This is a genomic window from Sphingomonas sp. IC081 (assembly GCF_006874585.1).
In the GTDB taxonomy this organism is placed as follows: Bacteria; Pseudomonadota; Alphaproteobacteria; order Sphingomonadales; family Sphingomonadaceae; genus Novosphingobium.
Genome location: NZ_CP029761.1, coordinates 2,219,061 through 2,240,760 on the forward strand (window position 1 = coordinate 2,219,061; position 21,700 = coordinate 2,240,760).

Annotated in this window: 22 protein-coding genes; 10 read left to right on the top strand and 12 right to left on the bottom strand. The window is 66.7% G+C overall.

Annotated features, from left to right (window positions below; all coding sequences use genetic code 11):
* Positions 1–168 precede the first annotated feature (168 nt).
* From DM450_RS10645 to DM450_RS10670, 6 genes are all read left to right on the top strand, one after another.
* Positions 169–786, top strand: coding sequence for a LemA family protein (locus DM450_RS10645; RefSeq protein ID WP_142634677.1), 618 nt, complete (start codon positions 169–171; stop codon positions 784–786).
* Between the two features lie 4 nt (positions 787–790).
* A complete protein-coding gene (locus tag DM450_RS10650; RefSeq protein ID WP_142634679.1) occupies positions 791–1,627 on the top strand; it encodes a TPM domain-containing protein in 837 nt (278 codons plus the stop codon).
* A 14-nt stretch (positions 1,628–1,641) separates the two neighbouring features.
* Positions 1,642–2,325, top strand: a complete 684-nt coding sequence (locus tag DM450_RS10655; protein ID WP_142634681.1) for a TPM domain-containing protein — start codon at positions 1,642–1,644, stop codon at positions 2,323–2,325.
* Positions 2,322–2,906 (top strand): NUDIX hydrolase, encoded by a 585-nt coding sequence (locus DM450_RS10660; RefSeq protein ID WP_142634683.1) that lies wholly within the window; start codon positions 2,322–2,324, stop codon positions 2,904–2,906. The genes DM450_RS10655 and DM450_RS10660 overlap by 4 nt, the downstream gene beginning before the upstream one ends.
* A 4-nt stretch (positions 2,907–2,910) precedes the next feature.
* On the top strand, positions 2,911–3,108 hold the full coding sequence (locus tag DM450_RS10665; protein WP_142634685.1) for a hypothetical protein: 198 nt from the start codon (positions 2,911–2,913) through the stop codon (positions 3,106–3,108).
* 147 nt (positions 3,109–3,255) lie between these two features.
* Positions 3,256–5,094, top strand: a complete 1,839-nt coding sequence (locus tag DM450_RS10670) for a diguanylate cyclase (protein WP_260609787.1) — start codon at positions 3,256–3,258, stop codon at positions 5,092–5,094.
* Positions 5,095–5,226: 132 nt separating this feature from the next.
* On the opposite strand, the gene mmsB is transcribed toward DM450_RS10670, so the two are convergent.
* The 7 genes from mmsB to DM450_RS10710 all read right to left on the bottom strand — a co-directional run bounded on the left by mmsB (position 5,227) and on the right by DM450_RS10710 (position 11,716).
* Positions 5,227–6,096, bottom strand: a complete 870-nt coding sequence (mmsB, locus tag DM450_RS10675) for a 3-hydroxyisobutyrate dehydrogenase (RefSeq protein WP_142634689.1) — start codon at positions 6,094–6,096, stop codon at positions 5,227–5,229.
* Between the two features lie 205 nt (positions 6,097–6,301).
* Entirely contained in the window at positions 6,302–7,084 is a 783-nt protein-coding gene (locus tag DM450_RS10685) for an enoyl-CoA hydratase-related protein (protein WP_142634690.1), read from the bottom strand.
* Positions 7,085–7,094: 10 nt separating this feature from the next.
* Positions 7,095–7,439 carry a hypothetical protein gene (locus DM450_RS10690; protein ID WP_185928589.1) on the bottom strand — a complete coding sequence of 115 codons (345 nt, stop codon included), beginning with the start codon at positions 7,437–7,439 and terminating at the stop codon, positions 7,095–7,097.
* A complete protein-coding gene (locus tag DM450_RS10695; RefSeq protein WP_260609788.1) occupies positions 7,436–8,494 on the bottom strand; it encodes an enoyl-CoA hydratase/isomerase family protein in 1,059 nt (352 codons plus the stop codon). Before DM450_RS10695 ends, DM450_RS10690 begins: the two co-directional genes overlap by 4 nt.
* A gap of 18 nt (positions 8,495–8,512) precedes the next feature.
* Positions 8,513–9,655 carry an acyl-CoA dehydrogenase family protein gene (locus tag DM450_RS10700; protein WP_142634692.1) on the bottom strand — a complete coding sequence of 381 codons (1,143 nt, stop codon included), beginning with the start codon at positions 9,653–9,655 and terminating at the stop codon, positions 8,513–8,515.
* A 27-nt stretch (positions 9,656–9,682) separates the two neighbouring features.
* On the bottom strand, positions 9,683–10,153 hold the full coding sequence (locus DM450_RS10705; protein ID WP_142634694.1) for a hypothetical protein: 471 nt from the start codon (positions 10,151–10,153) through the stop codon (positions 9,683–9,685).
* A 69-nt stretch (positions 10,154–10,222) separates the two neighbouring features.
* A complete protein-coding gene (locus DM450_RS10710) occupies positions 10,223–11,716 on the bottom strand; it encodes a CoA-acylating methylmalonate-semialdehyde dehydrogenase (protein ID WP_142634696.1) in 1,494 nt (497 codons plus the stop codon).
* Between the two features lie 167 nt (positions 11,717–11,883).
* Between DM450_RS10710 and DM450_RS10715 the strand changes: the two genes are divergently transcribed.
* The 3 genes from DM450_RS10715 to DM450_RS10725 are packed head-to-tail and all read left to right on the top strand — an operon-like array spanning position 11,884 to position 14,103.
* Entirely contained in the window at positions 11,884–12,777 is an 894-nt protein-coding gene (locus DM450_RS10715) for a LysR family transcriptional regulator (RefSeq protein ID WP_142634698.1), read from the top strand.
* A 28-nt stretch (positions 12,778–12,805) separates the two neighbouring features.
* A complete protein-coding gene (locus DM450_RS10720; RefSeq protein ID WP_142634700.1) occupies positions 12,806–13,297 on the top strand; it encodes a flavin reductase family protein in 492 nt (163 codons plus the stop codon).
* 8 nt (positions 13,298–13,305) lie between these two features.
* Positions 13,306–14,103 (top strand): alpha/beta fold hydrolase, encoded by a 798-nt coding sequence (locus DM450_RS10725; RefSeq protein ID WP_142634702.1) that lies wholly within the window; start codon positions 13,306–13,308, stop codon positions 14,101–14,103.
* On the opposite strand, the gene DM450_RS10730 is transcribed toward DM450_RS10725, so the two are convergent.
* From DM450_RS10730 to DM450_RS10750, 5 genes are all read right to left on the bottom strand, one after another.
* Entirely contained in the window at positions 14,100–14,627 is a 528-nt protein-coding gene (locus DM450_RS10730; protein WP_260609790.1) for a CAP domain-containing protein, read from the bottom strand. The two genes, DM450_RS10725 and DM450_RS10730, sit on opposite strands and share 4 nt — an antisense overlap.
* Positions 14,628–14,815: 188 nt before the next feature.
* A complete protein-coding gene (locus tag DM450_RS10735; protein WP_142637758.1) occupies positions 14,816–17,059 on the bottom strand; it encodes a TonB-dependent receptor in 2,244 nt (747 codons plus the stop codon).
* 295 nt (positions 17,060–17,354) lie between these two features.
* Positions 17,355–18,230, bottom strand: coding sequence for an SDR family NAD(P)-dependent oxidoreductase (locus DM450_RS10740; protein ID WP_142634704.1), 876 nt, complete (start codon positions 18,228–18,230; stop codon positions 17,355–17,357).
* On the bottom strand, positions 18,230–19,567 hold the full coding sequence (locus tag DM450_RS10745) for a cytochrome P450 (protein ID WP_142634706.1): 1,338 nt from the start codon (positions 19,565–19,567) through the stop codon (positions 18,230–18,232). The genes DM450_RS10740 and DM450_RS10745 overlap by 1 nt, the downstream gene beginning before the upstream one ends.
* Before the next feature lie 253 nt (positions 19,568–19,820).
* Positions 19,821–20,156: a 2Fe-2S iron-sulfur cluster-binding protein gene (locus DM450_RS10750; RefSeq protein ID WP_142634708.1), complete on the bottom strand. Its 336-nt coding sequence runs from the start codon at positions 20,154–20,156 to the stop codon at positions 19,821–19,823.
* A gap of 240 nt (positions 20,157–20,396) precedes the next feature.
* Between DM450_RS10750 and DM450_RS10755 the strand changes: the two genes are divergently transcribed.
* Entirely contained in the window at positions 20,397–21,695 is a 1,299-nt protein-coding gene (locus DM450_RS10755; RefSeq protein ID WP_142634710.1) for an amidohydrolase family protein, read from the top strand.
* The last annotated feature ends 5 nt before the right edge of the window (positions 21,696–21,700 follow it).

Consider the following 21,700-nt stretch of genomic DNA (forward strand, 5'->3'; position numbering starts at 1 on the left):
CTGCGGTGTTGCCACATTGGCCCTTTCGTAACAATCGGTTGCGGCGCAATGTTCCATGCAGGGACTGTCCTTGAACCGGCACCGTGCACTGCTATCTATGCGGGCAGGACAGGACGAGGCCGCTTTCGGCCCGCCCGGACTTCGTGTCCATCAGGAGGTTTGCCCCGCATGACCCTTTCCCCCGCTGCGCGCCCCGCCCGCAACGCCGCCCGCAACGTCCTCATCTTCGGCGCGGCGCTCTCGCTGGCCGGCTGCGGCTTCAACTCGGTGCCCACCAAGCAGGAAGCCGCCAAGGCCAAGTGGGCCGACGTGCAGGCCGCCTTCCAGGAACGCGCCAACCTCGTGCCCAACCTTGCCGCCGTGGCCAAGGGCGCGGCAACGCAGGAGAAGGACATCCTCACCGGCGTGGTGGAGGCGCGCGCCAAGGCCACCTCGATCCAGCTGACCGCGAACGATCTCAATGATCCGGCCAAGATGCAGCAGTTCCAGGCCGCGCAGGGCCAGCTCGGCCAGAGCCTCTCGCGCCTGCTGGTCAGCGTCGAGCAGTATCCCGAGCTCAAGTCGATCGTGAACTACCAGATGCTCCAGACCCAGCTCGAGGGTCAGGAAAACCGCATCCGCATCTCGGTGCGCGACTACAATTCCGCCGTGCAGGACTACAACACCGAAGTCCGCACGTTCCCGACGATGATCGGCGCCAAGCTGCGCGGCGCGGACCCGCTGGTGCCCTACCAGGCGACGACGCCGGGCGCGGAAGTGGCGCCCAGCCTCGAAGGCAAGATGTAATCCGGTGAAACTTCTTCGCGCCGTTGTTGCGGCCGTCCTTCTGGCGTTCGGCACGCTGCTTGCCCAGCAGGCAGCGGCCGAGCCCACCTTTCCCAAGCTGACCGGGCAGGTCGTCGACGATGCCGACCTGCTCAATCCGCAGCAGGAAGCACAGCTGACCCAGAAGCTGGCGGCGCTGGAGAAGAACTCCGGCCGCCAGCTGGTGGTCGTCACCCTGCCCAGCCTGCAGGGCTACGATATCTCCGACTTCGGCTACCAGCTCGGCCGCGCCTGGGGGATCGGCGAGAAGGACAAGAACACCGGCGCCCTGCTGATCGTCGCGCCCAACGAACGCAAGGTGCGGATCGAGGCCGGCTACGGCCTGGAACCGATCATCACCGACGGCCTCTCGTTCCTCATCATCAACAACCAGATCCTGCCCCGCTTCAAGGCGGACGACTATCCCGGCGGCATCGAGGCCGGCGCCGACGCGCTGATCCAGCAGCTCACCCTGCCCCCCGATCAGGCGCGCAAGGTGGCGGCGGACGCGGACAAGGCGCGCAAGCCGCAGAAGGGCGGCTTCCCGATCGGCACCGTGATCTTCATCCTCATCATCGTGTTTTTCGTGGTCATGCCGATGGTCAACGAGGCGCGCGGCGGCGGACGGCGGCGCAGCGGGCTTGGCGGCCCGATCATCTGGATGCCCGGCCCCTTCGGCCACGATGACGACGACGACCACTGGGGTGGCGGCGGCTTCGGCGGAGGCGGCGGCTTCGGCGGAGGCGGCGGCTTCGGCGGCGGTGGCGGTTTCTCGGGCGGCGGCGGCAGCTTCGGCGGCGGCGGCGCGAGCGGCAGCTGGTAGAGGAGAGAGACACGATGCCTGCCCCCATCTACCTTTCGCCCGAAGACCACGCCCGCATCAGCGCCGCGGTTGCCGAGGCCGAAATGCACAGCTCCGGCGAGATCGTCACCGTGCTGGCCGACCGTTCGGACGGCTATACCGACGTGGCGCTGGCCTGGAGCGTGGTGGTCGCCTTCCTTGCCCTTGGCGCGCTGGTGATCGCCCCGGGGTTCTACATGGGCCTCTACGAGCAGGTACTGGCCGACTGGGGCCATGAGTGGACCCCGCGCATGATCGTCGGCCTTGCCGCCGGGATCGCCGCGATCAAGTTCGGCGCGATGCTGGCCCTGCAACTCTGGCCGCCGCTCAAGTTCTGGCTGGTGCCGGGGCCGGTCAAGACCATGCGGGTCCACGCCCATGCCCTGCGCGCCTTCCGTATCGGTGCCGAGCAGCGCACCACCGGGCGCACCGGCATCCTCATCTACCTCTCGATGCGCGAACACCGTGCCGAGATCGTGGCCGACCGCGCCATCGCCGCCAAGGTCGATCCCGAAGTCTGGGGCGAGGTCATGAGCGCCCTGCTCGCCCCCGTGCGCGAGGGCCGCGTGGCCGACGGCATGGTCGTGGCGGTGGGCAAGGTCGGCGCGATCCTCGCCCGCCACTTCCCCCGCGACGACAACGACATCAACGAACTTCCCGACAGGCTGATCGAAGTATGAGCGAATTGACCCAATTGCCGCCCGATGCCGATGCGCCCGACGAGGTCATGTGGCAGGGCAAGTTCATCACCGCCCGCACCCGGGGACGCTGGGAATACGTCAGCCGCGCGCGCGGCATCCGCGCTGCGGTGATCCTCGCGGTGGACGCGGAAGACCACGTCATCCTTGTCGACCAGTACCGCGTGCCGCTTGGCAAGCGCTGCATCGAACTGCCCGCCGGGCTTGTCGGCGATCATGAAGACGTGGCGGACGAAGCGGCCAGTGTCGCCGCCGCGCGCGAACTTGAAGAGGAGACCGGCTACCACGCAGGCCGGATGGAGGACCTCGGCGAGTTCTACTCCTCGCCCGGCATGGTCAGCGAGAGCTTCACCCTGTTCCGTGCGCACGATCTGACAAAAGTCGGCGAAGGCGGCGGCGTCGACAGCGAGAATATCGTGGTCCACCGGGTTCCGCTTGCGGACATCGCGCACCATATCGCCCAGTGGCGCCAGGCCGGTTATGCCATCGACGTCAAGCTGCTGCTCCTGCTCGGCGCCGCCATGCTTGGCCAGCACACGCCGGGCAAACACATTCCGGGCTGACGCCATGCGCACCCGCCTCGGCATCTGCCAGCGCAAGCGGCGCTATGCGACCGAGGCGGAGGCGCTCGCCGTGGCGGCGCGGGCGGAGGTGACCTTGCGGCCCTATCGCTGCCCGCTGTGCCGCCACTATCACCTCACCGGACGCACCAAGGGCATGCGCCTGCCCGCCTTCGAACGCGAGCGCCGAATGCCTCGATCCTGATACAGTTTGCAACGTTTGCTCGGGGCCCATGCGGTTCATCGCATTTTCCGTCCGGAATCGACAAAAATACCCTGTTAAGCAAGCAATTGAGGTTGCAAGCCGCCTAGGATTGGCAGAGGGCCAAGCCTCAGCCCTATGGAGTTTCCCTTGGTCGGATCGTTGTCCCGGCGCATCGTTGTTCTCTGCGTCATCCTGAGCCTCGTGCTTGCCCTGCTGGCGGGGCTGCTGCTCGATGCTTCGGCGCAGATGCGCGCCAGCCTGGGCTGGGTGACGCATTCGTCGCAGGTGCTGGAAATGAGCACGCGGACGCTGCGCCATCTGCAAGCGGCCGAGTCCGGCCAGCGCGGCTTCGTGCTGACCAAGAGCCTCGATTTCGCCACCAACGTCGCAGACGAGATTGCCGCCGCCCGCCGCGACGCCGACACGCTCGTCAAGCTTACCGCGGACAACCCGCTGCAGAACGAACGGGCCCGTCAGGTCCAGTCGCTGATCCTGCAGCGCACCCAGTCCCTGACCGAAACCGGACGCCTCGCCCGCTCCGGCGATTTCGCCGCCGCTCGCGATAATGTCGCCTCGGGCAAGGGCCGCTACCTGATGCTGCTGGTCAACGCGCGCGCGAACGACCTGCTCGAGGCCGAGCGCGCACTCGCCGCCGAGCGCATGCGGACGGTTCAGCTCCGCCTCGACAACATTCGCTGGCTGGTGGTGTTCGGCACGCCGATCGCGGTCATCCTGATCACCTTCATGGCGACCGCGCTGATCCGCCGCATCCGCCGCCCGGTGGACGAGATGATGGCGGTCATGGGCCAGCTCGGCGCCGGCGATCGCAGTGCACGCGTCACCGCCCACATGGATTCGAGCGAGTTCGAGCGCCTCGCCCAAGGGTACAACGAAATGGCAGACGAACTGGAAACGGCCGTCGCCGACCAGCTGGTCAGCGCCGACCAGCTCCACCACGTCAATGCCGAACTCAGCCGCAATGCGGATGTCCTGCGTGAACGCGGCGAAGTGATCGAACTGCTCGGCGGCATGGCCCACCGCATGCAGGCCGCCCGCACCGACGAGGAACTGGCCGCGATCATCCGCGTCTTTGTGCCGCGCGTGCTGCCCGACATTCCCGGCGCCCTCTTCGCGCACAACAACTCGCGCAACCTGCTGATCCCGATCGCCGCCTGGGGCGGCATCGAAGTGGAAGCCGCCGGCTTCGCGCCCGACCAGTGCTGGGCCCTGCGCCGCGGCCAGAGCCACTTCGTGATCGACCCCGGTTCGGACATCGTCTGCGCCCACGTCGGCCATGACACCGATCACTACCACTGCGAGCCGCTGCTGGCCGGCGGCGAAGTGATCGGCGTGCTCTACCTCAAGGGCGTGGTCGAGGCCGAGCGCCGCTTCCGCCTGACCGTGCTGACCGAGAACATCGCCTCGGCTCTCGTCAACCACCGGCTCCAGCGCGGCCTGCGCGAACAGACCATCCGCGATCCGCTCACCGGCCTGTTCAATCGCCGCTACATGGAAGAGACGCTGGCGCTCGAAATCGCCCGCGCCACGCGCACCGGCAGCCCGCTCAGCCTGGTCATGTGCGACGTCGACCATTTCAAGCGCTTCAACGACGAGTTCGGCCACGAAGCGGGCGACGCCGTGCTCCACGCTGTGGCTGCCGAAATGCGCGCGCGCTTCCGCGACGGCGACGTCGTCTGCCGTTTCGGCGGCGAGGAATTCACGATCATCGCACCCGGCTCCAGCGCCGCGGTGCTGGCCCAGCGTGTCGAGGTCGTGCGCCAGGCGATCAGCGAACTGACCGTGCACCAGGGCGGGCGCATGCTGGGCCTGACGACCATGTCGTTCGGCATCGCCACCTGGGAAGACAACATGGAGCGCGACGGCTCCACCCTCATCAAGGCCGCCGACGCCGCGCTCTACCGCGCCAAGCGTGACGGACGGAACCGGGTGGTGCTGGACGGCCGCGCGGAAAGCCTCGCGGCCTGAAGGCTTTAGAAAAGAGAGGACGCAGGGAAGCCCTTCGGCGAAGCTCAGGACAAATTTCGCCCCCCTGCACCCCCATTTACGCCCGCCAACTCCGCGGCGCGCCCATTGCTTTCTGGGCGATGCTGCGGCGCTTCACAGCGTCGTGAAGATCGCGCCGAAGTCCTTGCCGCCATTGCCGGCCTCGACAAAGGCCTCGTAGATTTTTGTCGCATGTTCGCCCATCGGCACGGTGGCGCCGGAGGTTTCCGCCCCCGCCATCGCCAGACGCAGGTCCTTCAGCATCAGCGCCGAAGCAAAGCCGCCCGCATAGCCGTTGTCCGCCGGGCTCGCCGCGCCGACGCCCGGCATCGGCGTATAGTCGTTGAGCGACCAGCAGTAACCGGTGGCCTTCGAGCTGATCTCGTAGAACGTCTGCGGATCGAGGCCCGCCTTTTCGGCCAGCGCCAGCGCCTCGCAAGTGCCGATCATGTGGATCGCCAGCAGCATGTTGTTGCACATCTTGGCGACCTGCCCGGCCCCGGTGTCCCCGGCATGGATCACCGCCTTGGCCATCGGTTCCAGCACCGCCTTGGCCCGTTCGAACACGGCATCGCTGCCGCCGACCATGAAGGTCAGCGTACCGCCGTTGGCTGCCGCGATCCCGCCCGAGACGGGGGCATCGGCCATCGCGTAACCCGCCGCCTGCGCCAGTTCGACAACCTCGCGCGCGGTGGCGAGGTCGATGGTCGAACAGTCGAGGAACAGCGCGCCCTCGGGCGCCTTGCCAAAAACATCCTGCGTATAGACCGCGCGGACGATGCCGCCATTGGGCAGCATGGTGACGACGGCATCGACACCTTCGACCGCATCGGGAACGGTCTCGAAGGCGGTGCAGCCATGCTCGGCCGCACGGGCCAGCGCCTCGCCGGACAAGTCGAAGGCGTTCACCACGTGGCCCGCCTTCACGAGATTCGCGGCCATGCCGCCGCCCATGTTGCCAAGGCCGATGAAGGCGATTTTCATGACATTCTCTCCCAACTCATGCGGGCAAAGGCTTCCATTCGAAGCGTAGCCCCCTTCCCCGTCATCCCCGCGCAGGCGGGGATCCCGCTTGCGGAACAGCGCGCATGCGGCCGGCCAGAAGCGGGATTCCCGCCTGCGCGGGAATGACGAAATTGCTGACGAAGGGGGACCGCACCAATCAGGGCGCCCCCCCCTTCACGCAAACTTACTTGCCCTTCCAGACGCCGGGCCGCTTCTCGACGAAGGCGGCCATACCTTCGGCCTTGTCCTCGGTGGCGGTCAGCACCTGGAACATGCGGCGCTCCATCACGAGGCCGGTGTCGAGCGTGGTCTCGAAGGCGATGTTGACCATTTCCTTGTTCATCATCGCGGCCAGCGGCGGCATTCCGGCGATGGTTGCAGCGGCCTTCAGCGCCTCGTCCAGAAGCTGGTCAAGCGGCACCACCCGGCTGACGAGGCCCGAACGCTCGGCTTCGGCGGCGTCCATCATGCGGCCGGTCAGGCACATGTCCATCGCCTTGGACTTGCCCACCGCGCGGGTCAGGCGCTGCGAACCGCCCATGCCCGGCGCCACGCCCAGCTTGATCTCCGGCTGGCCGAACTTGGCGTTTTCGGACGCGATGATGAAATCCGCCATCATCGCCAGTTCGCAGCCGCCGCCGAGCGCAAAGCCGTTCACCGCCGCGATCCACGGCTTGCGCGTGGCCTTGACAACATGGCTGGTCCAGCCGGCGAAGAAGTCCTGCGAATAGAACTCGGCGCTGGGCTTGTCCGACATCTCCTTGATGTCGGCGCCGGCGGCAAAGGCCTTCTCGCCCGATCCGGTCAGCACCGCGCAGCCCTGCGTCGCATCCGCCTCGAACGCGGCAAAAGCCTCGATCAGATCGGCCAGAACCCTGGAATTCAGCGCATTGAGCGCCTGCGGGCGGTTCAGCGTGATGAGAGTGACGTTGTCCTTCTTTTCGACCAGAATCGTCTCGTAGCTCATCATAGTTCCTTCAGGTGTTCGCTTCGATGTTGGCGATCAGCGCGGCCAGATGGGCCGGGCTGGCGTGTTCGTGCGCCTCTTCGGCGGAGGTCGGCGTGTTGTCGTAGGGGATCGGCTCATCGAACTGATCGGTCGCCAGATCCCAGAACCGGCCGTCGATCCGGTTGTAGAAATGCGTGCCGCCCTTCGTGGCCGTCTTGAAGATGTCCCCGCCGAAGTAGTGCCGCACCGCCAGCGCCGTTACCGCACACTGGTTGCGGCACGGGTTGGCCGGATCGAACGGATCGGGAATGCTGTCGGGGCCCCAGGATTTCTTGACGACGTGGTAGAGATCGATCGGCGTCGCAAACGTCAAATCGGCCTCCACTCTTCCTCGGGCGGCAGCGGCGCGAAGATCGCGTCCAGCCGTTCCGGCGTCACCTCTTCGGGCCGCGCAGGGTTCCACTTCGGCGCATGGTCCTTGTCGACGATCACCGCGCGCACGCCCTCGGCAAAGTCCGGCAGGACCAGCACGCGGCTGCCGATGCGGTACTCCATCGCCATGTTCTGCGCGAAAGTATCCAAGCTCAGCGAGGAGGCAAGCTGGCGCAGCGAGACCTTGCAGGCCTGCGGGCTCTTGGTGCGCAAGGTCGCCAGTTCGCGCACGGCCCATTCGCTGTCGTCGCCTTCCAGCGAGACCAGCACCTGTTCCAGCGTGTCGAACGCGAAGTGTTTGCGGATCTGCGCATCGTGCGCGGCGATCTTCGGTTCCGGCGGGGTCACCGACAGCGCGGTGAGCACGGCGCCGATGTCATGCCCGGCGGCGATGCGGCGCTTGGCTTCGGGCAGGTCCTCGCTCTGGAGGTAATGCGTGGCAAGTCCGGCCCAGAGGCATTCCGCCCCGTCCAGCCGCGCGCCGGTGAGCGCCAGGAACTGGCCCAGCCGCCCTTCCAGCCGCGAAAGGTACCAGCCCCCGCCGACGTCGGGGAACAGGCCGATGCCGGTTTCGGGCATGGCAAAGCGGGTGTTCTCGGTCGCCACGCGGTACTGCGCGGGCTGCGAGATGCCGACGCCCCCGCCCATGGTGATGCCGTCCATGAAGGCGACCACGGGCTTGGCATATTCGAACAATTGATGGTTCAGCCGGTATTCGGCAAAAAAGAACCGCTGCCCCTCGCGCCCTTCATCCTCCAGCGCGGAACGGCGCAGCAGGCTGATGTCCCCGCCCGAGCAGAACCCGCGCCCTTCGCTGTGCTCGATCCAGACCGCCTTCACCTCGGGATCGGCCGCCCAGCGGGTCAGCGAATCGCTCATCGATTCGCACATGCCCAGGGTCAGCGCATGGATCGCCTTGGGGCGGTTCAGCGCGATCACCCCGGCAATGCCTTCGCGGGACGTAAGCAGTTCTTCGGTCAGGATATCGGTGGTCATGGTCATCCCCGCAAAGGCTTACTTGAGGAGGTCGCGGCCGATGATCATGCGCATGACCTCGTTGGTGCCTTCGAGGATACGATGGACACGCAAGTCGCGCCAGAAGCGCTCGATCGGATAGTCCTTGAGATAGCCGTATCCGCCAAACATCTGCAGCGCCCGGTCGACCACCGAGGAACCGGTGTCGCTGGCCATCATCTTGGCCATGGCGGCAAAGCGGGTCTTGTCCGGTGCCCCTGCCGTCACCTTGGCCGCCGCAAGATAGAGCAGCGCGCGGGCCGCTTCCAGTTCGGCGGCCATGTCGGCGAGGCGGAACTGGGTGTTCTGGAATTCGCCGATCGGCTGGTCGAACTGCCTGCGGTCCTTCACGTACTGGATTGCTTCGTCGAGGCAACGCTGCGCACCGCCCAGCGAGCAGGCACCGATGTTGAGACGGCCACCATCGAGCCCCGCCATCGCGAACTTGAAGCCGTCACCCTCGGCGCCCACGCGGTTCTCCACCGGGATGCGCGCATCCTCGAAGATCACTTGCGCGGTGGGAGAGGCGTTCCAGCCCAGCTTCTTTTCAGGCGCGCCGAAGGAAACACCGGGCGTATCCTTGTCGACCACGAAGCAGGAGACCCCGCGCGACTTGTGCTCGCCGGTGCGCGCCATCACCACGTAGACGTCGTTGACGCCGCCGCCGGAGATGAACTGCTTGGTGCCATTGAGGACGTAGTGATCGCCGTCCAGCCGCGCGGTGGTCTTGAGCGCCGCCGCGTCGGAGCCCGAGCCCGGCTCGGTCAGGCAGTAGGAGCCGATCTTGTCCATCGTCACCAGATCGGGAAGATAGCGGTCCTTGAGCTGCTGGTCGCCGAACTGGTCGATCATCCAGGCGACCATGTTGTGGATCGAGATATAGGCGCTGGTCGCCGGGCAGCCGTAGGACATGGCCTCCATGATCAGCGCCGCGTCGAGACGACCAAGGCCGATGCCGCCGTTCTCTTCCGAAACGTAGATCGCGCCGAAGCCCAGCTCGCCCGCCGCCTTCCACACGTCCACCGGATAGTGGTGCTTCTCGTCCCACTCGGCCGCGAAGGGGGTGATACGGTCGGCAGTGAACTTGCGCGCCGTTTCCTGGATCGCGAGCTGGTCTTCGGTGAGGCCAAACTGTTCGGTCATCGGGGTCCTGCTGTCTGGTGGGCGCCTCTAGGCGCACTTCTTGTAGGTTAGCGTTCCGGGTGCGGCATCGGGCCCGGTGTCCTTGCGGACCAGCGTCCTGCCGCCGTCGGGGCTGGAGAGCGCAACGTCAAGGTTCCAGCTCTGCCCTTCGCCCGAAAAGGCGAAATCGGCTTCGATCGCATTGGCCGAGGCCGACTTTATCGTGCCGAGCGAGGCAACCGCCTCGTAGAAGGTCAGCCGCTTGTCGTCGATGACGAGCAGGCCCTTGGCATCGCCGGCGGTGCTGGTGCAGTCCGCCGCCACCATGCCCCAGCGCCCGCGCAGGCCCTCGGGGATTGCGGTGGGTAGCGGGGCCGGAGCGGCTTGCGTTGCGACCTCCTCCACCGGGGCCTCGCTCGTCGCGCTCGCTTCGGGCTGCGGCTGCTTCTGGCAGGCCGACAGACCCAGAGCGAGCGCGACGGAGAGGGAAAGCGGGGCGGCCAGGGTCCTGATATTCATCACGAAACGTCCTTTTGCACTTCGGGCATTCAAGCAGGAACGCCCTGAGCTACCCCGCTGTTCCTTACATCACCCCATGGTCGGAATGATGAAGGCGCTGTCGCCCGCGCCGCCGTCCGGCCAGCGCTGCGTCACCGTCTTCACCTTGGTCCAGAAGCGCACGCCTTCCATGCCGTACTGGTTGTGATCGCCAAAGGCCGACCGCTTCCAGCCGCCGAAGCTGTGGTAGCTGACCGGCACCGGGATCGGCACGTTGACGCCGACCATGCCGACCTGCACGCGGCTGACGAACTCGCGCGCGGCGTGGCCGTTGCGCGTGAAGATGGCGACGCCGTTGCCGTACTGGTGCCGGGTGGGCAGTTCCACCGCTTCCTCGAAGGTCTTGGCGCGGACGATCTGCAGCACCGGGCCGAAGATCTCCTCCTTGTAGGCGCTCATCTCGGGCGTCACATGGTCGAACAGCGACGGGCCGACAAAAAAGCCTTCCTCATAGCCCTGAAGCGAGAAACCGCGACCGTCGACGACCAGTTCCGCGCCCTCGTCGACGCCAGTCTGGATCCAGTTCTCGATCTTCTGCTTGTGCACGGCGGTGACGACCGGGCCGTACTGCGCCTCGGGATCGTTGGAGACGCCGACCTTCAGCTTGTCGATCGCGGCGATCAGCTTTTCGCGCAGGATGTCGGCGGTCTCGTCACCCACGGGGACGGCCACCGGCAGCGCCATGCAGCGCTCGCCCGCCGAACCGTAGGCGGCGCCCATGATGTCGTTCACCGCCTGATCCATGTCCGCATCGGGCATGACGATGGCGTGGTTCTTCGCGCCGCCCATCGCCTGCACGCGCTTGCCGGCAGCAACGCCGCGCGAATAGACGTAGTGGGCGATGTCGGACGAGCCGACGAAGCTGACCGCGGCGATGCCCGGATGGTCGAGGATGGCGTCCACCATCACCTTGTCGCCGTGGACCACCTGCAGCACGCCTTCGGGCGCGCCGGCTTCGAGGAACAGTTCGGCAAGGCGGTTCGGCACCGAGGGATCGCGCTCCGACGGCTTGAGGATGAAGGTGTTGCCCACGGCGACGGCGGGCGCGAACATCCACATCGGGATCATCGCCGGGAAGTTGAACGGGGTGATGCCCGCGCCCACGCCGAGCGGCGCGCGCAGCGAATAGACATCGATGCCCGGCCCCGCGCCCTGGGTATATTCGCCCTTCAGCATATGCGGGATGCCGCAGCAGAATTCCACGACCTCAAGTCCGCGCTGGATGTCGCCCTTGGCGTCGTCCACCACCTTGCCATGCTCGCTCGCCAAGAGTTCGGCGAGGCTCTGCATGTTCTGTTCGATCAGTTCCTTGAACTTGAACAGCACGCGGGCGCGGCGCTGCGGGTTCATCGCCGCCCACTTGGGCTGCACCGCCTGCGCGGTGGCGACCGCACGGTCGAGCAGCGCGGCATCGCCCAGCGGCACTTGCGCCTGCACCGCGCCGGTGCTGGGGTTGAAGACATCGCCGAGGCGCGCGGACGGGCTGCCGGGTCCGCCGACTACGAAGTGGTCAATCAGGCGCATTCCTCATCCTTTCGAAATTCTGTCTTCGGGCACAGGCGCGCCCTTCAATGGCTAGGTGGTCCCGGCTCGATTTGCAGGCAAGCTGAAAATACGCCATCGATAACTGCACATTTGCAGCCCGATGGATGATTTCCCGCAGTGACGATGCCTTACCGATGCCCCCATCCATGCCATCGATAGACTGGAGCGACTATCAGGCCTTCCTCGCCATCGCCCGGGCGGGGCAACTGGCCGCTGCCGCGCGCGTGCTGGGCGTTGACCCCACCACGATGGGCCGCCGGTTGCGCCGTCTGGAGGCAGCCCTCGGCACCCGCCTGTTCGAACAGACCCGCAGCGGCCAGGACCTGACCGAAGCGGGCGAGGCCCTGCTTGCCGCCGTGGAATCGATGGCGAAAGCCGCCGGACAGATTTCCGAACAGGCCGACCAGAGCGATGGCCTATCCGGCACTCTGCGCATCAGCACTTCGGAAGGGTTCGGCTGCTGGTTCCTCGCCCGCCACCTGCCCGCCTTCCAGTCCGCCCACCCGCGGCTTGCCATCGATCTTGTCGCCTCCAGCGGGTTCCTCAGCCCCGGACGGCGCGAGGCGGACGTGGCGGTGATGCTCTCGCGCCCGCGCACCGGGCCGCTGGTGGCGCACAAGCTGGCGGATTACACGCTGGCGCTCTACGGCAGCCGCGACTACCTCGAGCGCCACGGCACCCCCGCGCGCCCGGCGGACCTGCTCGAAGGCCACGCGCTCGTCGGCTATATCCCCGACCTCATCTACGCCCCCGAACTGCGCTATCTCGATGAGATCCACACCGGCCTTCGCGCCACGCTGCGCTCGCCCAGCATCACCGCGCAGCAGAGCCTGATCGCCAGCGGCGCCGGGCTTGGCGTGCTGCCCTGCTTCATGGCCGCAAGCGATGCCCGGCTGGTGCCGGTGCTGCCCGAAAAGCGGATATTGCGCAGCTTCTGGTTCGTCACCCACCAAGACATCCGCAAGCTCCCCCGCGTAACGGCGTTCCGGCAGTGGCTTGACGAAACCGTCAGGCACATGGAGGGAGTTCTCACGCCATGATTGGCACTATTCAGGGACAGCACGCACAGTGACCACGACGACCATCGATCCGGCCGAATTCCGCAAGGTTCTGGGCAGCTATCCCACCGGGGTCTGCGTGATCACCGCGCTCGACGAGGACCGTCCGGCGGGCATGGTGGTGGGATCGTTCACCTCGGTCTCGCTCGATCCGCCGCTGGTGGGCTTTTTCCCGGACAAGCGCTCCACTTCCTGGCCGCTGATCGAGAAGGCGGGCCACTTCTGCGTGAACGTGATGGCCAGCGATCAGGGCGAGGTCTGCCGCGCCGTCACCGCCAAGGGCGCGGAGAAGTTCGTGGGCGTGGAATATACCGTGTCCGAGCATAACCTGCCGATCATCGCCGATTCCATCGCCGCCATCGAATGCCGCCTCTACTCGGTGACCGAGGCGGGCGATCACTGGTTCGTGCTGGGCGAGATCCTGCGCATGGAAACCGTGCGCGAGGACGAGCCCATGCTGTTCCATCGCGGCCGCTACGGCAGCTTCGCCGAGCGGATGTAAGCACGGCCATGCGGGACTTTCGCGTCGAACTGACCGGCGGAACGCTTGTCGGCGTGCGGCGCGAAGGTTCGGGCCAAAAATCGGAAACACCGCTGGTGCTGGCCCACGGCTTCGGCGGGTCGCGCCGGGACTGGGACGCGGTGATCGCCGCGCTTCCTGCCGACCTGCCGCTGATCGCCTACGACGCACGCGGCTTCGGCGCCTCGCCCGCCGAGCCAGGCGCGGCCTTTTCCCATGCCGACGACCTCCTCGCGCTGCTGGACGCGCTGGAGGTGGAGCGCGCCGATCTTTGCGGCCTGTCGATGGGCGGCGGCAATGGGCTGCACTTCGCGCTCGACCAGCCGCAGCGCGTGAGGCGGCTCGTTCTGGTCAGCCCGCTGATGCTCGGCTGGTCATGGAGCACGGACTGGATCGAGCGCTGGAAAGCCATGGGCCGCGCCGCCCGTTCGGGCGACATGGCCCATGCCCGCGAACTGTGGTGGAACCACCCGCTGTTCGCCAGCACCCGCGACATTCCCGAGGCCGCCGCGCATCTCAAGGCCTCGATCGCGGCCTTCCCCGGCAGTCAATGGGTGCAGGACGACCAGCGCCCCGAACAGCCCGACGTGGACCGCCTGACGGCCCTTTCCGTGCCGACACTGCTGCTCACCGGCACCCGCGACACCGAGGACTTCCGTCTGATCGCGAACCTGATCGCCAGCGCCGGACAAGATGTGGCCCGCATCGACCATGCCGGCTCCGGTCACCTTCTCAATCTCGAAATGCCCGGCGTTGTGGCCGGTGAGATCGAGGCGTTCCTGTCCTAAGGCCGGATGGCAACCGCCGTGCGCGCGCGATAGGGGCTCTGGTTCCAGACGTTACCGGGCGGGTCGTAGCGGCACACCAGCACCTCGAAACTGCGCCCTTGCGCCAGCCCGCAGCCAACCGCCGTGGTGCCGGACCAGATCATCTGGGTATAATGGCCGACACGGTGGACCCCGTCCTGCCACGACCGCATGCGGCGCAGCAGGGCTTTCTCGCCCGCCCAGCCCGCGACCATGTCCTCGACCCGGTAGGCACCGCGCGTCCCCATCCACAGGTTCTCGCCCTCGCTGCGGTTGGCGCTGTCGTGCTGCAGCACACCGGAGGCCGCCAGCCGCTGCGCCCAGCGGGCCGCGTCGCGGGCAAGATCCGCGCTCCAGCGCAGCGGCGGCGAACTCACCGCGGCGCGCTCCCGGTTGTGGAGCGCCAGCACGACATCCTGCCACGGCGCGTCACTGACCGCAGGCCCGGTGGCCGAAGCCGCCGCCGAAGCCGCGAGAGCCGCTGACGCAAGTGCGCCAAACATCATCGATAATCCTTACCCTGCAACCCTTGCGGGTACCCGCTACACCCGCAATCCTGTCAATTTGCGGAACGGTCCGAGACTAGCGCAGCAAGGGTTAAGACAAGCATTCCAGACGCCCCGTGCCATGCCGGGAAGGCGCACGAAAAAGGGCCGGAGTTTCCCCCGGCCCCTCATTGCGGCATTTACCCGGATCAGAACTTGCCGGAGAACGACGCGCCGATCACGCGCGGCTCGTTGAACACGGCGGCCATGTAGTTCTCGATCACCCCCTTGAGGTTCTTCTCGCCGGTGATGTTGCGGGCGAAGGCGGCGATCTCGTACTGGCCGCCGGGGTCCGAGTAGCCGATCTTCAGACCGCCCTCGAAGTCACCCTTCGAATGGAACTCCCGGGTCTTGTAGAGCACGAAGTTGGTGTAGCCCTGGAACATCCAGTCGGTCGCCGCGAAGAGCGAGCCGCCGTTGCCCAGCGGCACGTCGTAGCGCGCGGCGACATTGGCGGTGTACTTCGGCGCGTTGGGCAGCGGATTGCCGTCGATCTGCGCGAAAGTGCCCCTGCCGGCGATGACGATCGTCGGATCCTCGACCGTGCAGACCACCACGCCGTTCAGCGAACAGACCTGCGCGTAGACGTTCTTGTCCTTGATCTCGGTATGCAGCAGGCTGAGACCGGCGGTCAGCGTCAGGTTCGGCACCGGGCGCGCTTCCAGTTCGGCTTCCATGCCGTAGGCCTCGGCCTTGTCGGCATTGAACAGCACGCCGTTGCCGTTGACGTCGTTGCCGTTGAGCTGGATGTCCTTCACCCGGTAGGCAAAGCCCGAAAGGTTGAAGCGCACCTTGTTGTCGAACAGCTGGGTCTTGATGCCCGCCTCGCCCGAGAGGATCGTTTCCGAATCCGCCGTGGTGAAGTCGGCGTTGAACACGGCGGAGCGGCCCTGGATGGTCGGCCCGCGGAAGCCGGTGGCGACGCGCGCGTAGACGCTGACGTCCGGGTTCACCTTGTAGTTCAGGCTGGCATCCCAGCTCGGCTTCTCGTCCGACAGGCGCACATAGCGGCGGCCGGTATAAGTGGAGGCACCGGCGATGGTGTCTGCCGTCTTGAGCAGGCGGGTCTTCTTGGTGTCGTTGGTATAGCGGCCGCCGGCGGTCAGCGTCAGGCCGTCCACCAGCTCGTAGCTGGCCTGTCCGAAGAAGGCCCAGCTGGTGTTCTCGTTGCGCAGGCGCACCCAGTTGTTGGGGTTATGCGCGGCGGTCGTGAGGAAATAGGCGCGCTGGTAGAAATCGGTGATGTCGCGCGAATCGAACCACATCGCGCCGACCTGCCACTTGAAGCGGGTGTCGCCGTTGCTGGCGAGGCGCAGTTCCTGCGTCAGCTGGTCGAGATCGCGGACATTGCCCTGCGACTGGCCATAGCCGTTGGCGACGCCGTTCACCGGATAGTCCGCTGCCGCACCGCCGTCGGTATCGCCGCGGCTGTAGCCCGAGGTCGATTCCCACGCGGTGATCGAGGTCAGCGTGACCGGGCCGAAGTCCATGGCGATGCGGCTGGAGGCGCCGTAGGTGTCATAGGCCTGCGGGTTGTTGTGCGCCTCGTCCAGCGCGATCTTGCTGCGCGGCTCGCCCGACACATCGTTCGAACCCTTGGTGAAGGCAGCGCGGTGGAAGATCGTCGAGGTGCCGTCGTACTTGCGCGCGTGGAAGCTGGTCAGCATCGAGAAGCCGCTGCCGGTCGGCGCCAGCAGCAATTGCACGCGGGCGTCACGCTCCTCGAAACCGCCCATGGCGTCCTTCCTGGGCGATGCGGTGCCGTCGGCGCTGGGGCCGCTGTAGGTGTTGTCGATCCAGTCGTCGCGGCGCTGGTAGAGCGCGGAAACGCGGATCGCCAGCAGGTCCTGGATCAGCGGGCCGCCGACGCCGCCGTCGAAGGTGGCGGTGTTGTAGGAGCCGTAGCTGGCACTGGCGCGGCCGGTCCAGCGGTCGGTCGCGGGCTTGATCGTGTCGAACTTGATGATGCCCGCCGTGGTGTTGCGGCCGAACAGCGAGCCCTGCGGGCCGCGCAGCACTTCCACCTGGTCCATGTCGTAGACCGGGTTGGACTTGAGCACGACGTGCTCCAGCACGACATCGTCCTGGATGATCGACACCGGCTGCGAGGCGCCGAGGTAGAAGTCGATATTGCCGAGACCGCGAATATAGAAGCGCGGGAAGATGCGGCCCGTAGTGGTTTCCGCGTAGAGACCCGGAACGCGGCCCGCCAGCGCCAGCGTATCGTCACCCGCGGCCTGGAAACCGCGCAGCTGGTCGCCCGAGACGACGCCGACCGACACCGGCACGTCCTGCAGGTTCTCCTGGCGGCGCTCGGCCGTCACGACGATCTCTCCCAGGCCCGGGTTGTCGGCCTCCGGAGCGGCAGCGGCGCCGTCCTGCGCCATCGCCATCTCGGCGGAGCCGAATGTTGCGAGCGCGGAGCCGAGAAGCAGGGCAGGTCGAAGGCAGGAAAGATGTCGCACGCGGAGAAAGTCCCTTCAGGGTTGAACCGATCGGGGCAGCTAGAAACGTGCGATTACATTTGCGTTACAATGACTTCATCCATCATCTTCGGGCGCCTGCGCAGCGATGTTTTGCAATCCGGCGATGCAATTGTGCAACGCTTATCGCCGTAACCACGGATTGAATGGCCAGAAGGACTGTTTGAGAATTCGCGACAGACGAATTTCGCGGCTCCGGCCCGGCTCAGTTTTCCGCGCGCTCCATTGCCGCAAAGGCCGCGGCGCGGGCGTCGAAGATCTCCTCGAGGTGGTTGACCGGGTCCCCCACGGTCACACCGCCCTCGACCGGGATCACCGCGCCGGTCATGTGGCGCGACCGCTCGCTGGCGAGGAACAGCGCCACTTGCGCCACGTCTTCCGGCTCGCCGCGCCGCTTGATCAGCTGGTTGGAGAGGTAGACCGCGTTCACCCCCTCCTCGATCCGCGCGGCAAGGCCGCTCTCCGCCCCGTGCTCGCCGAAGGAAGAGAGTTCGGTGCGCACATGGCCCGGCACGATGCAGTTCACCCGGATGCCATGCCGCGCCAGATCGATGGCGGAGGACTTGGAGAACTGGATCAGCGCCGCCTTGGACGCGCGGTAGGTCATCATCGCATGGCCCGCCAGGGTGCCGGCAATGGAGGCATTGTTGAGGATCACGCCGCCCCGCTTCCGACCATCCGGCCCCTGCCGCGCCATGATCCGCGCCGCATTGCGCGTGGCCAGCATCGGCCCGAGCACGTTGACCCGCATCACCCGGTCAAAATCCTCCAGCGTATCGTCGAGGAAGCTGGGGAAGGCGCCGCAGGACATGCCCGCATTGTTGAACAGCACGTCGATCCCGCCGAAGCGGGAGACGGCAGCCTCGATCATCGCCTCCACCGCCGCCGGATCGGCGACGTCGGTGGGCTGGTAGACCGCCGCTGGCCCGAGCCTTTCCGCCAGCGCCTCGCCCGCCTCGCCGGCAATATCGGCGATCACGACTTTCGCGCCTTCGGCCACGAACAGCGCCGCGGTGGCGCGGCCGATGCCGCTGGCGCCGCCGGTGACGACGGCCACCTTGCCGGCAAGTTCCCCGGCCATCAGCGCGCCTCGAAGGTGATCGGCAGCGATTCGATCGTACGCGTGGCGACGCTCGGCTGGTAGCGTATCGCGCTTTCGGGGATCGCCAGCTTCAGGTTCTTCATCTGCCGGACGATCTCGCGCGCCGCCACCTTCACTTCCATGCGCGCCAGCGCCAGCCCGATGCAGCGGTGCGGACCGCCACCGAAGGCCACGTGACGCCCAAGGTTTGGCCGCAAAGGATCGAACGTGCGCGGGTCCGGGAACACGGTCTCGTCGTCGTTGCCCGATCCGTAGACCAGCAGCATATGCGCATGGGCAGGGATCCTCGTGCCGTTCACGGTGACTTCCCGCGTGGTCATGCGGCTGAGCGCCCGCACCGGCGGTTCGGCACGCAGATGCTCCTCCACGAAGCGATTGAGTTGACGATCGTCGTCTGCCACGCTTTCCAGCAGTTCGGCCATGCCGGGGCGCGTGGTGAGGGCGTAGAACAGGTTGCCGATGGCGGTCGCGGTGGTGTCGTTGCCCGCGATCAGCGTGGCGCGCACCAGCGAGACGGCTTCCGCGAAAGTCAGCTTTTCCTTGCCGCCATCCTCGCCCGTGACTTCGGCATGGACCAGATCGGACAGCATGTCTTCCGAAGGGCTCGCCTCGCGCTCTTTCATCTTGGCGATCAGGTATTGCTGAAGCTCGGCGATCTGCGCGGCGTTGGCCAGCATCGTCTCGCGGCTCTGCATCGCGCCGATCTGCGCGGTGACCGCCACCGACCAGCGCGAGATCTGCTCCTCCATGCCCTGATCGAGCCCGAGCTGCTCGACGATCACGCGGATGGTCAGCGGAATGGCGATGTCCTTCACGCCGTCGCAGCGGCCATCGCCGCGCGCCACCACGTCGGCGATCACGGCGCGCACCACTTCGGTGATGCGCGGCTCCAGTTCCTTTACGCGGTGGGCGGTGAAGGCCTGCTCCATCAGCTTGCGGATGCGCGTATGGTAAGGCGGATCGGACATGATCGCGTCCGGGAAATAACCGCCGCCATGCTCTTCGAGATAGGCCTGGAACTCCTCGCGCATGCCGCGCGCCTGCTGTTCGGAGTAGCCGTGCTTGACCGAGAAGGTCACCGGGTCCGACTGGACCGCCGAGATGTCCTCGTGCCGCGTCACCAGCCATGAGCCGAGCCGCGCGTCATAATGGATCGGATCGCCGTGGCGCATGGCCCGGTAGTAGTCGCGCGGCCGCGCCTGGATCGCGGGATCGGCCAGCGAACCACTGTCCAGCAGCGCCTGTTCCCCTGCGCTCAGCGCCAGCCGCTCGCTCACCCGATCCTCGCCTGCCCCAATTTGCGTTGACGTTGCCATGTGCCTGTCCCGTATGCGTGTCTTTGCGATCTTCTATGGACCGGGCGATGACGGCCAGCCATGCCCGCCCTCGAACCGAGGCTTGTCCCGAGGGGAAGAGTCCGTTTGACAATCCGGCGAAGCCGGATCGTGCGGCACCGGCCCTCTCCCCCACCCGACCACCCATGAGCATATCCTATCGGGTGGTCGGGTGGGGGGAGAGGGCCGGTGCCGCACAAAAATGCGCCTTCAGCGCATTTTTACAAACGACCCCTCAGTACCCCGACGCCGGCGCCACGGTAACTTCCAGCCCGTCCAGATCGCCCTTCATCCTGATCTGGCAGCCGAGGCGGCTGGTGTCCTTCATGACGTCCGCCACCATGTCGAGCATGGCGAATTCCACATCGTCGGGCTCGCCCACCGCGCTCCACCAGTCGGCCGCGACGTAGACGTGGCAGGTCGCGCAGGCGCAGCCGCCGCCGCAATCGCCCATGATCCCGGCAACCCCGCGCGAACGGCCCAGTTCCATCAGGCTCACGCCTTCGTCCACGTCGGAAAATTCGTGCTTCACGCCGTCGCTGTCGGTCATGGTGACATGAAGGTTGCCCATAAGTCCGGCCCGGTCCTCTTCGTTTGATTTTCACACGTGATGCCGCAGCCGCGCCCCCGCGCAAAGCGCTCCCCGCGCCTTGCGACTTGCCCCAGCGGGAAAACCGCCGGTGCGAACGACCCGCGACGTTCCGGTACAGGACAAGCCCTCTGCCCGGCCCGTCATTTGCCGCATGGCTGCCCGCTTCTAACCTGCACTCCAAGAGCCACGCGCACATCGATGGCCGAAAGGAGAGACACCGTGGGACGGACCGTGATCCAGAACGCCACGATATTCGACGGGACAGGCCAAGGGACAAACGGGCCCACCACCAAGGGCGATCTGGTGGTCGAGGGCAACCGCGTGACCTCGGTCGGCGCTACGGCCTCCGCGCAGCCGGGCGACGTCATCATCGACGCCAGCGGCCTGTTCCTGATGCCCGGCATGGTCGAGGGCCACGCGCATCTCTCGTTCGAGAATGTCTGCGCGACCGAGGATCTCATCACCCCCTGCCCCGAAACGCAGGTCTTCACCGCCGCGCGCGGGGCCAGGGCGCTGATCGAGGCGGGCTTCACCTCCGCCTACGGCGCCTCCGAGGCGAAGCTGAAACTCGCCGTCGCCGTGCGCGAGGAGGTCAACGCCGGGCGCCTGCCGGGTCCGCGCATCCGGGCCGGCGGCCTCGAAATCTCGGTCACCGGCGCGATGGGGGACGAGAGCAAGCTGCACAATCCGAGGCAAGGCCCCTCCGCCATCGTCGACGGCGTGGAAGAGATGCGCAGGACCGTGCGCCTCCACTGCCGCGAGGGGATCGACAACGTGAAGCTCGATGTCTCGGGCGACCCGTTCTATCCCGGCACCCCCGGCCACACGACACCGATGACGTTCGAGGAAGTGCGCGTCGCCGCCGAAACGGCCCATGCCTATGGCCGCAGGATCAACGCCCACACCCGCTCCATCGAAGGCTCCAAGCACTGCGTGCGCGCGGGCGTGGACGGCCTGTTCCACTGCGAATACGCCGACGAGGAACTGCTGGACATGATGGAGGAGGCGCGGGACCGCATCTTTGTCGTCCCCACCGTCGGCCTTTTCGCGCAGATCATGGCGGGCGAGGCTTCGGCGCACGGGCTCTCGCCGGAAGTCGGCGGCTACATGAACATTCCGGACCTGCTGGAAAACTCGCTTGCGACGCATACCGAACTGCGGAGGCGCGGCATCCGCCACCTGATCGGCGGCGACTACGGCTTCGGCTGGAGCCCGCAGGGCACACAGGGGCGCGACCTCAAGTCCTTTGTCGATTTCTACGGCTATACCCCGGCCGAGGCGCTGGTCTGCGCCACCCGCAACGGCGGCCTTGCCATGGGATACGGCGGCGAGCTCGGCACGCTGGCGCCGGGCAAGCTGGCCGACCTGATCCTGGTCGACGGCGATCCGCTGGCGGACATCTCCATCCTCGCCGGGCCGGAAAAGGTCGTCTTCGTGATGAAGGACGGCGCGGTCCAGAAAATCAGCCCCACCCTTGCCGCGCGCGCAAACTCTCCCGCCCTCGAAGCGGCGGAATAAGGAGC

Coding starts and splice junctions, on each gene's coding strand:
- DM450_RS10685 (WP_142634690.1), bottom strand. CDS start 7,084: ATGAGCTACGAGACGATTCTGGTCGAAAAGAAGGACAACGTCACTCTC.
- DM450_RS10695 (WP_260609788.1), bottom strand. CDS start 8,494: ATGACCACCGATATCCTGACCGAAGAACTGCTTACGTCCCGCGAAGGC.
- DM450_RS10710 (WP_142634696.1), bottom strand. CDS start 11,716: ATGCGCCTGATTGACCACTTCGTAGTCGGCGGACCCGGCAGCCCGTCC.
- DM450_RS10660 (WP_142634683.1), top strand. CDS start 2,322: ATGAGCGAATTGACCCAATTGCCGCCCGATGCCGATGCGCCCGACGAG.
- DM450_RS10745 (WP_142634706.1), bottom strand. CDS start 19,567: ATGGCAACGTCAACGCAAATTGGGGCAGGCGAGGATCGGGTGAGCGAG.
- mmsB (WP_142634689.1), bottom strand. CDS start 6,096: ATGAAAATCGCCTTCATCGGCCTTGGCAACATGGGCGGCGGCATGGCC.
- DM450_RS10740 (WP_142634704.1), bottom strand. CDS start 18,230: ATGGCCGGGGAACTTGCCGGCAAGGTGGCCGTCGTCACCGGCGGCGCC.
- DM450_RS10725 (WP_142634702.1), top strand. CDS start 13,306: ATGCGGGACTTTCGCGTCGAACTGACCGGCGGAACGCTTGTCGGCGTG.
- DM450_RS10665 (WP_142634685.1), top strand. CDS start 2,911: ATGCGCACCCGCCTCGGCATCTGCCAGCGCAAGCGGCGCTATGCGACC.
- DM450_RS10700 (WP_142634692.1), bottom strand. CDS start 9,655: ATGACCGAACAGTTTGGCCTCACCGAAGACCAGCTCGCGATCCAGGAA.
- DM450_RS10750 (WP_142634708.1), bottom strand. CDS start 20,156: ATGGGCAACCTTCATGTCACCATGACCGACAGCGACGGCGTGAAGCAC.
- DM450_RS10645 (WP_142634677.1), top strand. CDS start 169: ATGACCCTTTCCCCCGCTGCGCGCCCCGCCCGCAACGCCGCCCGCAAC.
- DM450_RS10655 (WP_142634681.1), top strand. CDS start 1,642: ATGCCTGCCCCCATCTACCTTTCGCCCGAAGACCACGCCCGCATCAGC.
- DM450_RS10735 (WP_142637758.1), bottom strand. CDS start 17,059: ATGGCGATGGCGCAGGACGGCGCCGCTGCCGCTCCGGAGGCCGACAAC.
- DM450_RS10715 (WP_142634698.1), top strand. CDS start 11,884: ATGCCATCGATAGACTGGAGCGACTATCAGGCCTTCCTCGCCATCGCC.
- DM450_RS10730 (WP_260609790.1), bottom strand. CDS start 14,627: ATGATGTTTGGCGCACTTGCGTCAGCGGCTCTCGCGGCTTCGGCGGCG.
- DM450_RS10705 (WP_142634694.1), bottom strand. CDS start 10,153: ATGAATATCAGGACCCTGGCCGCCCCGCTTTCCCTCTCCGTCGCGCTC.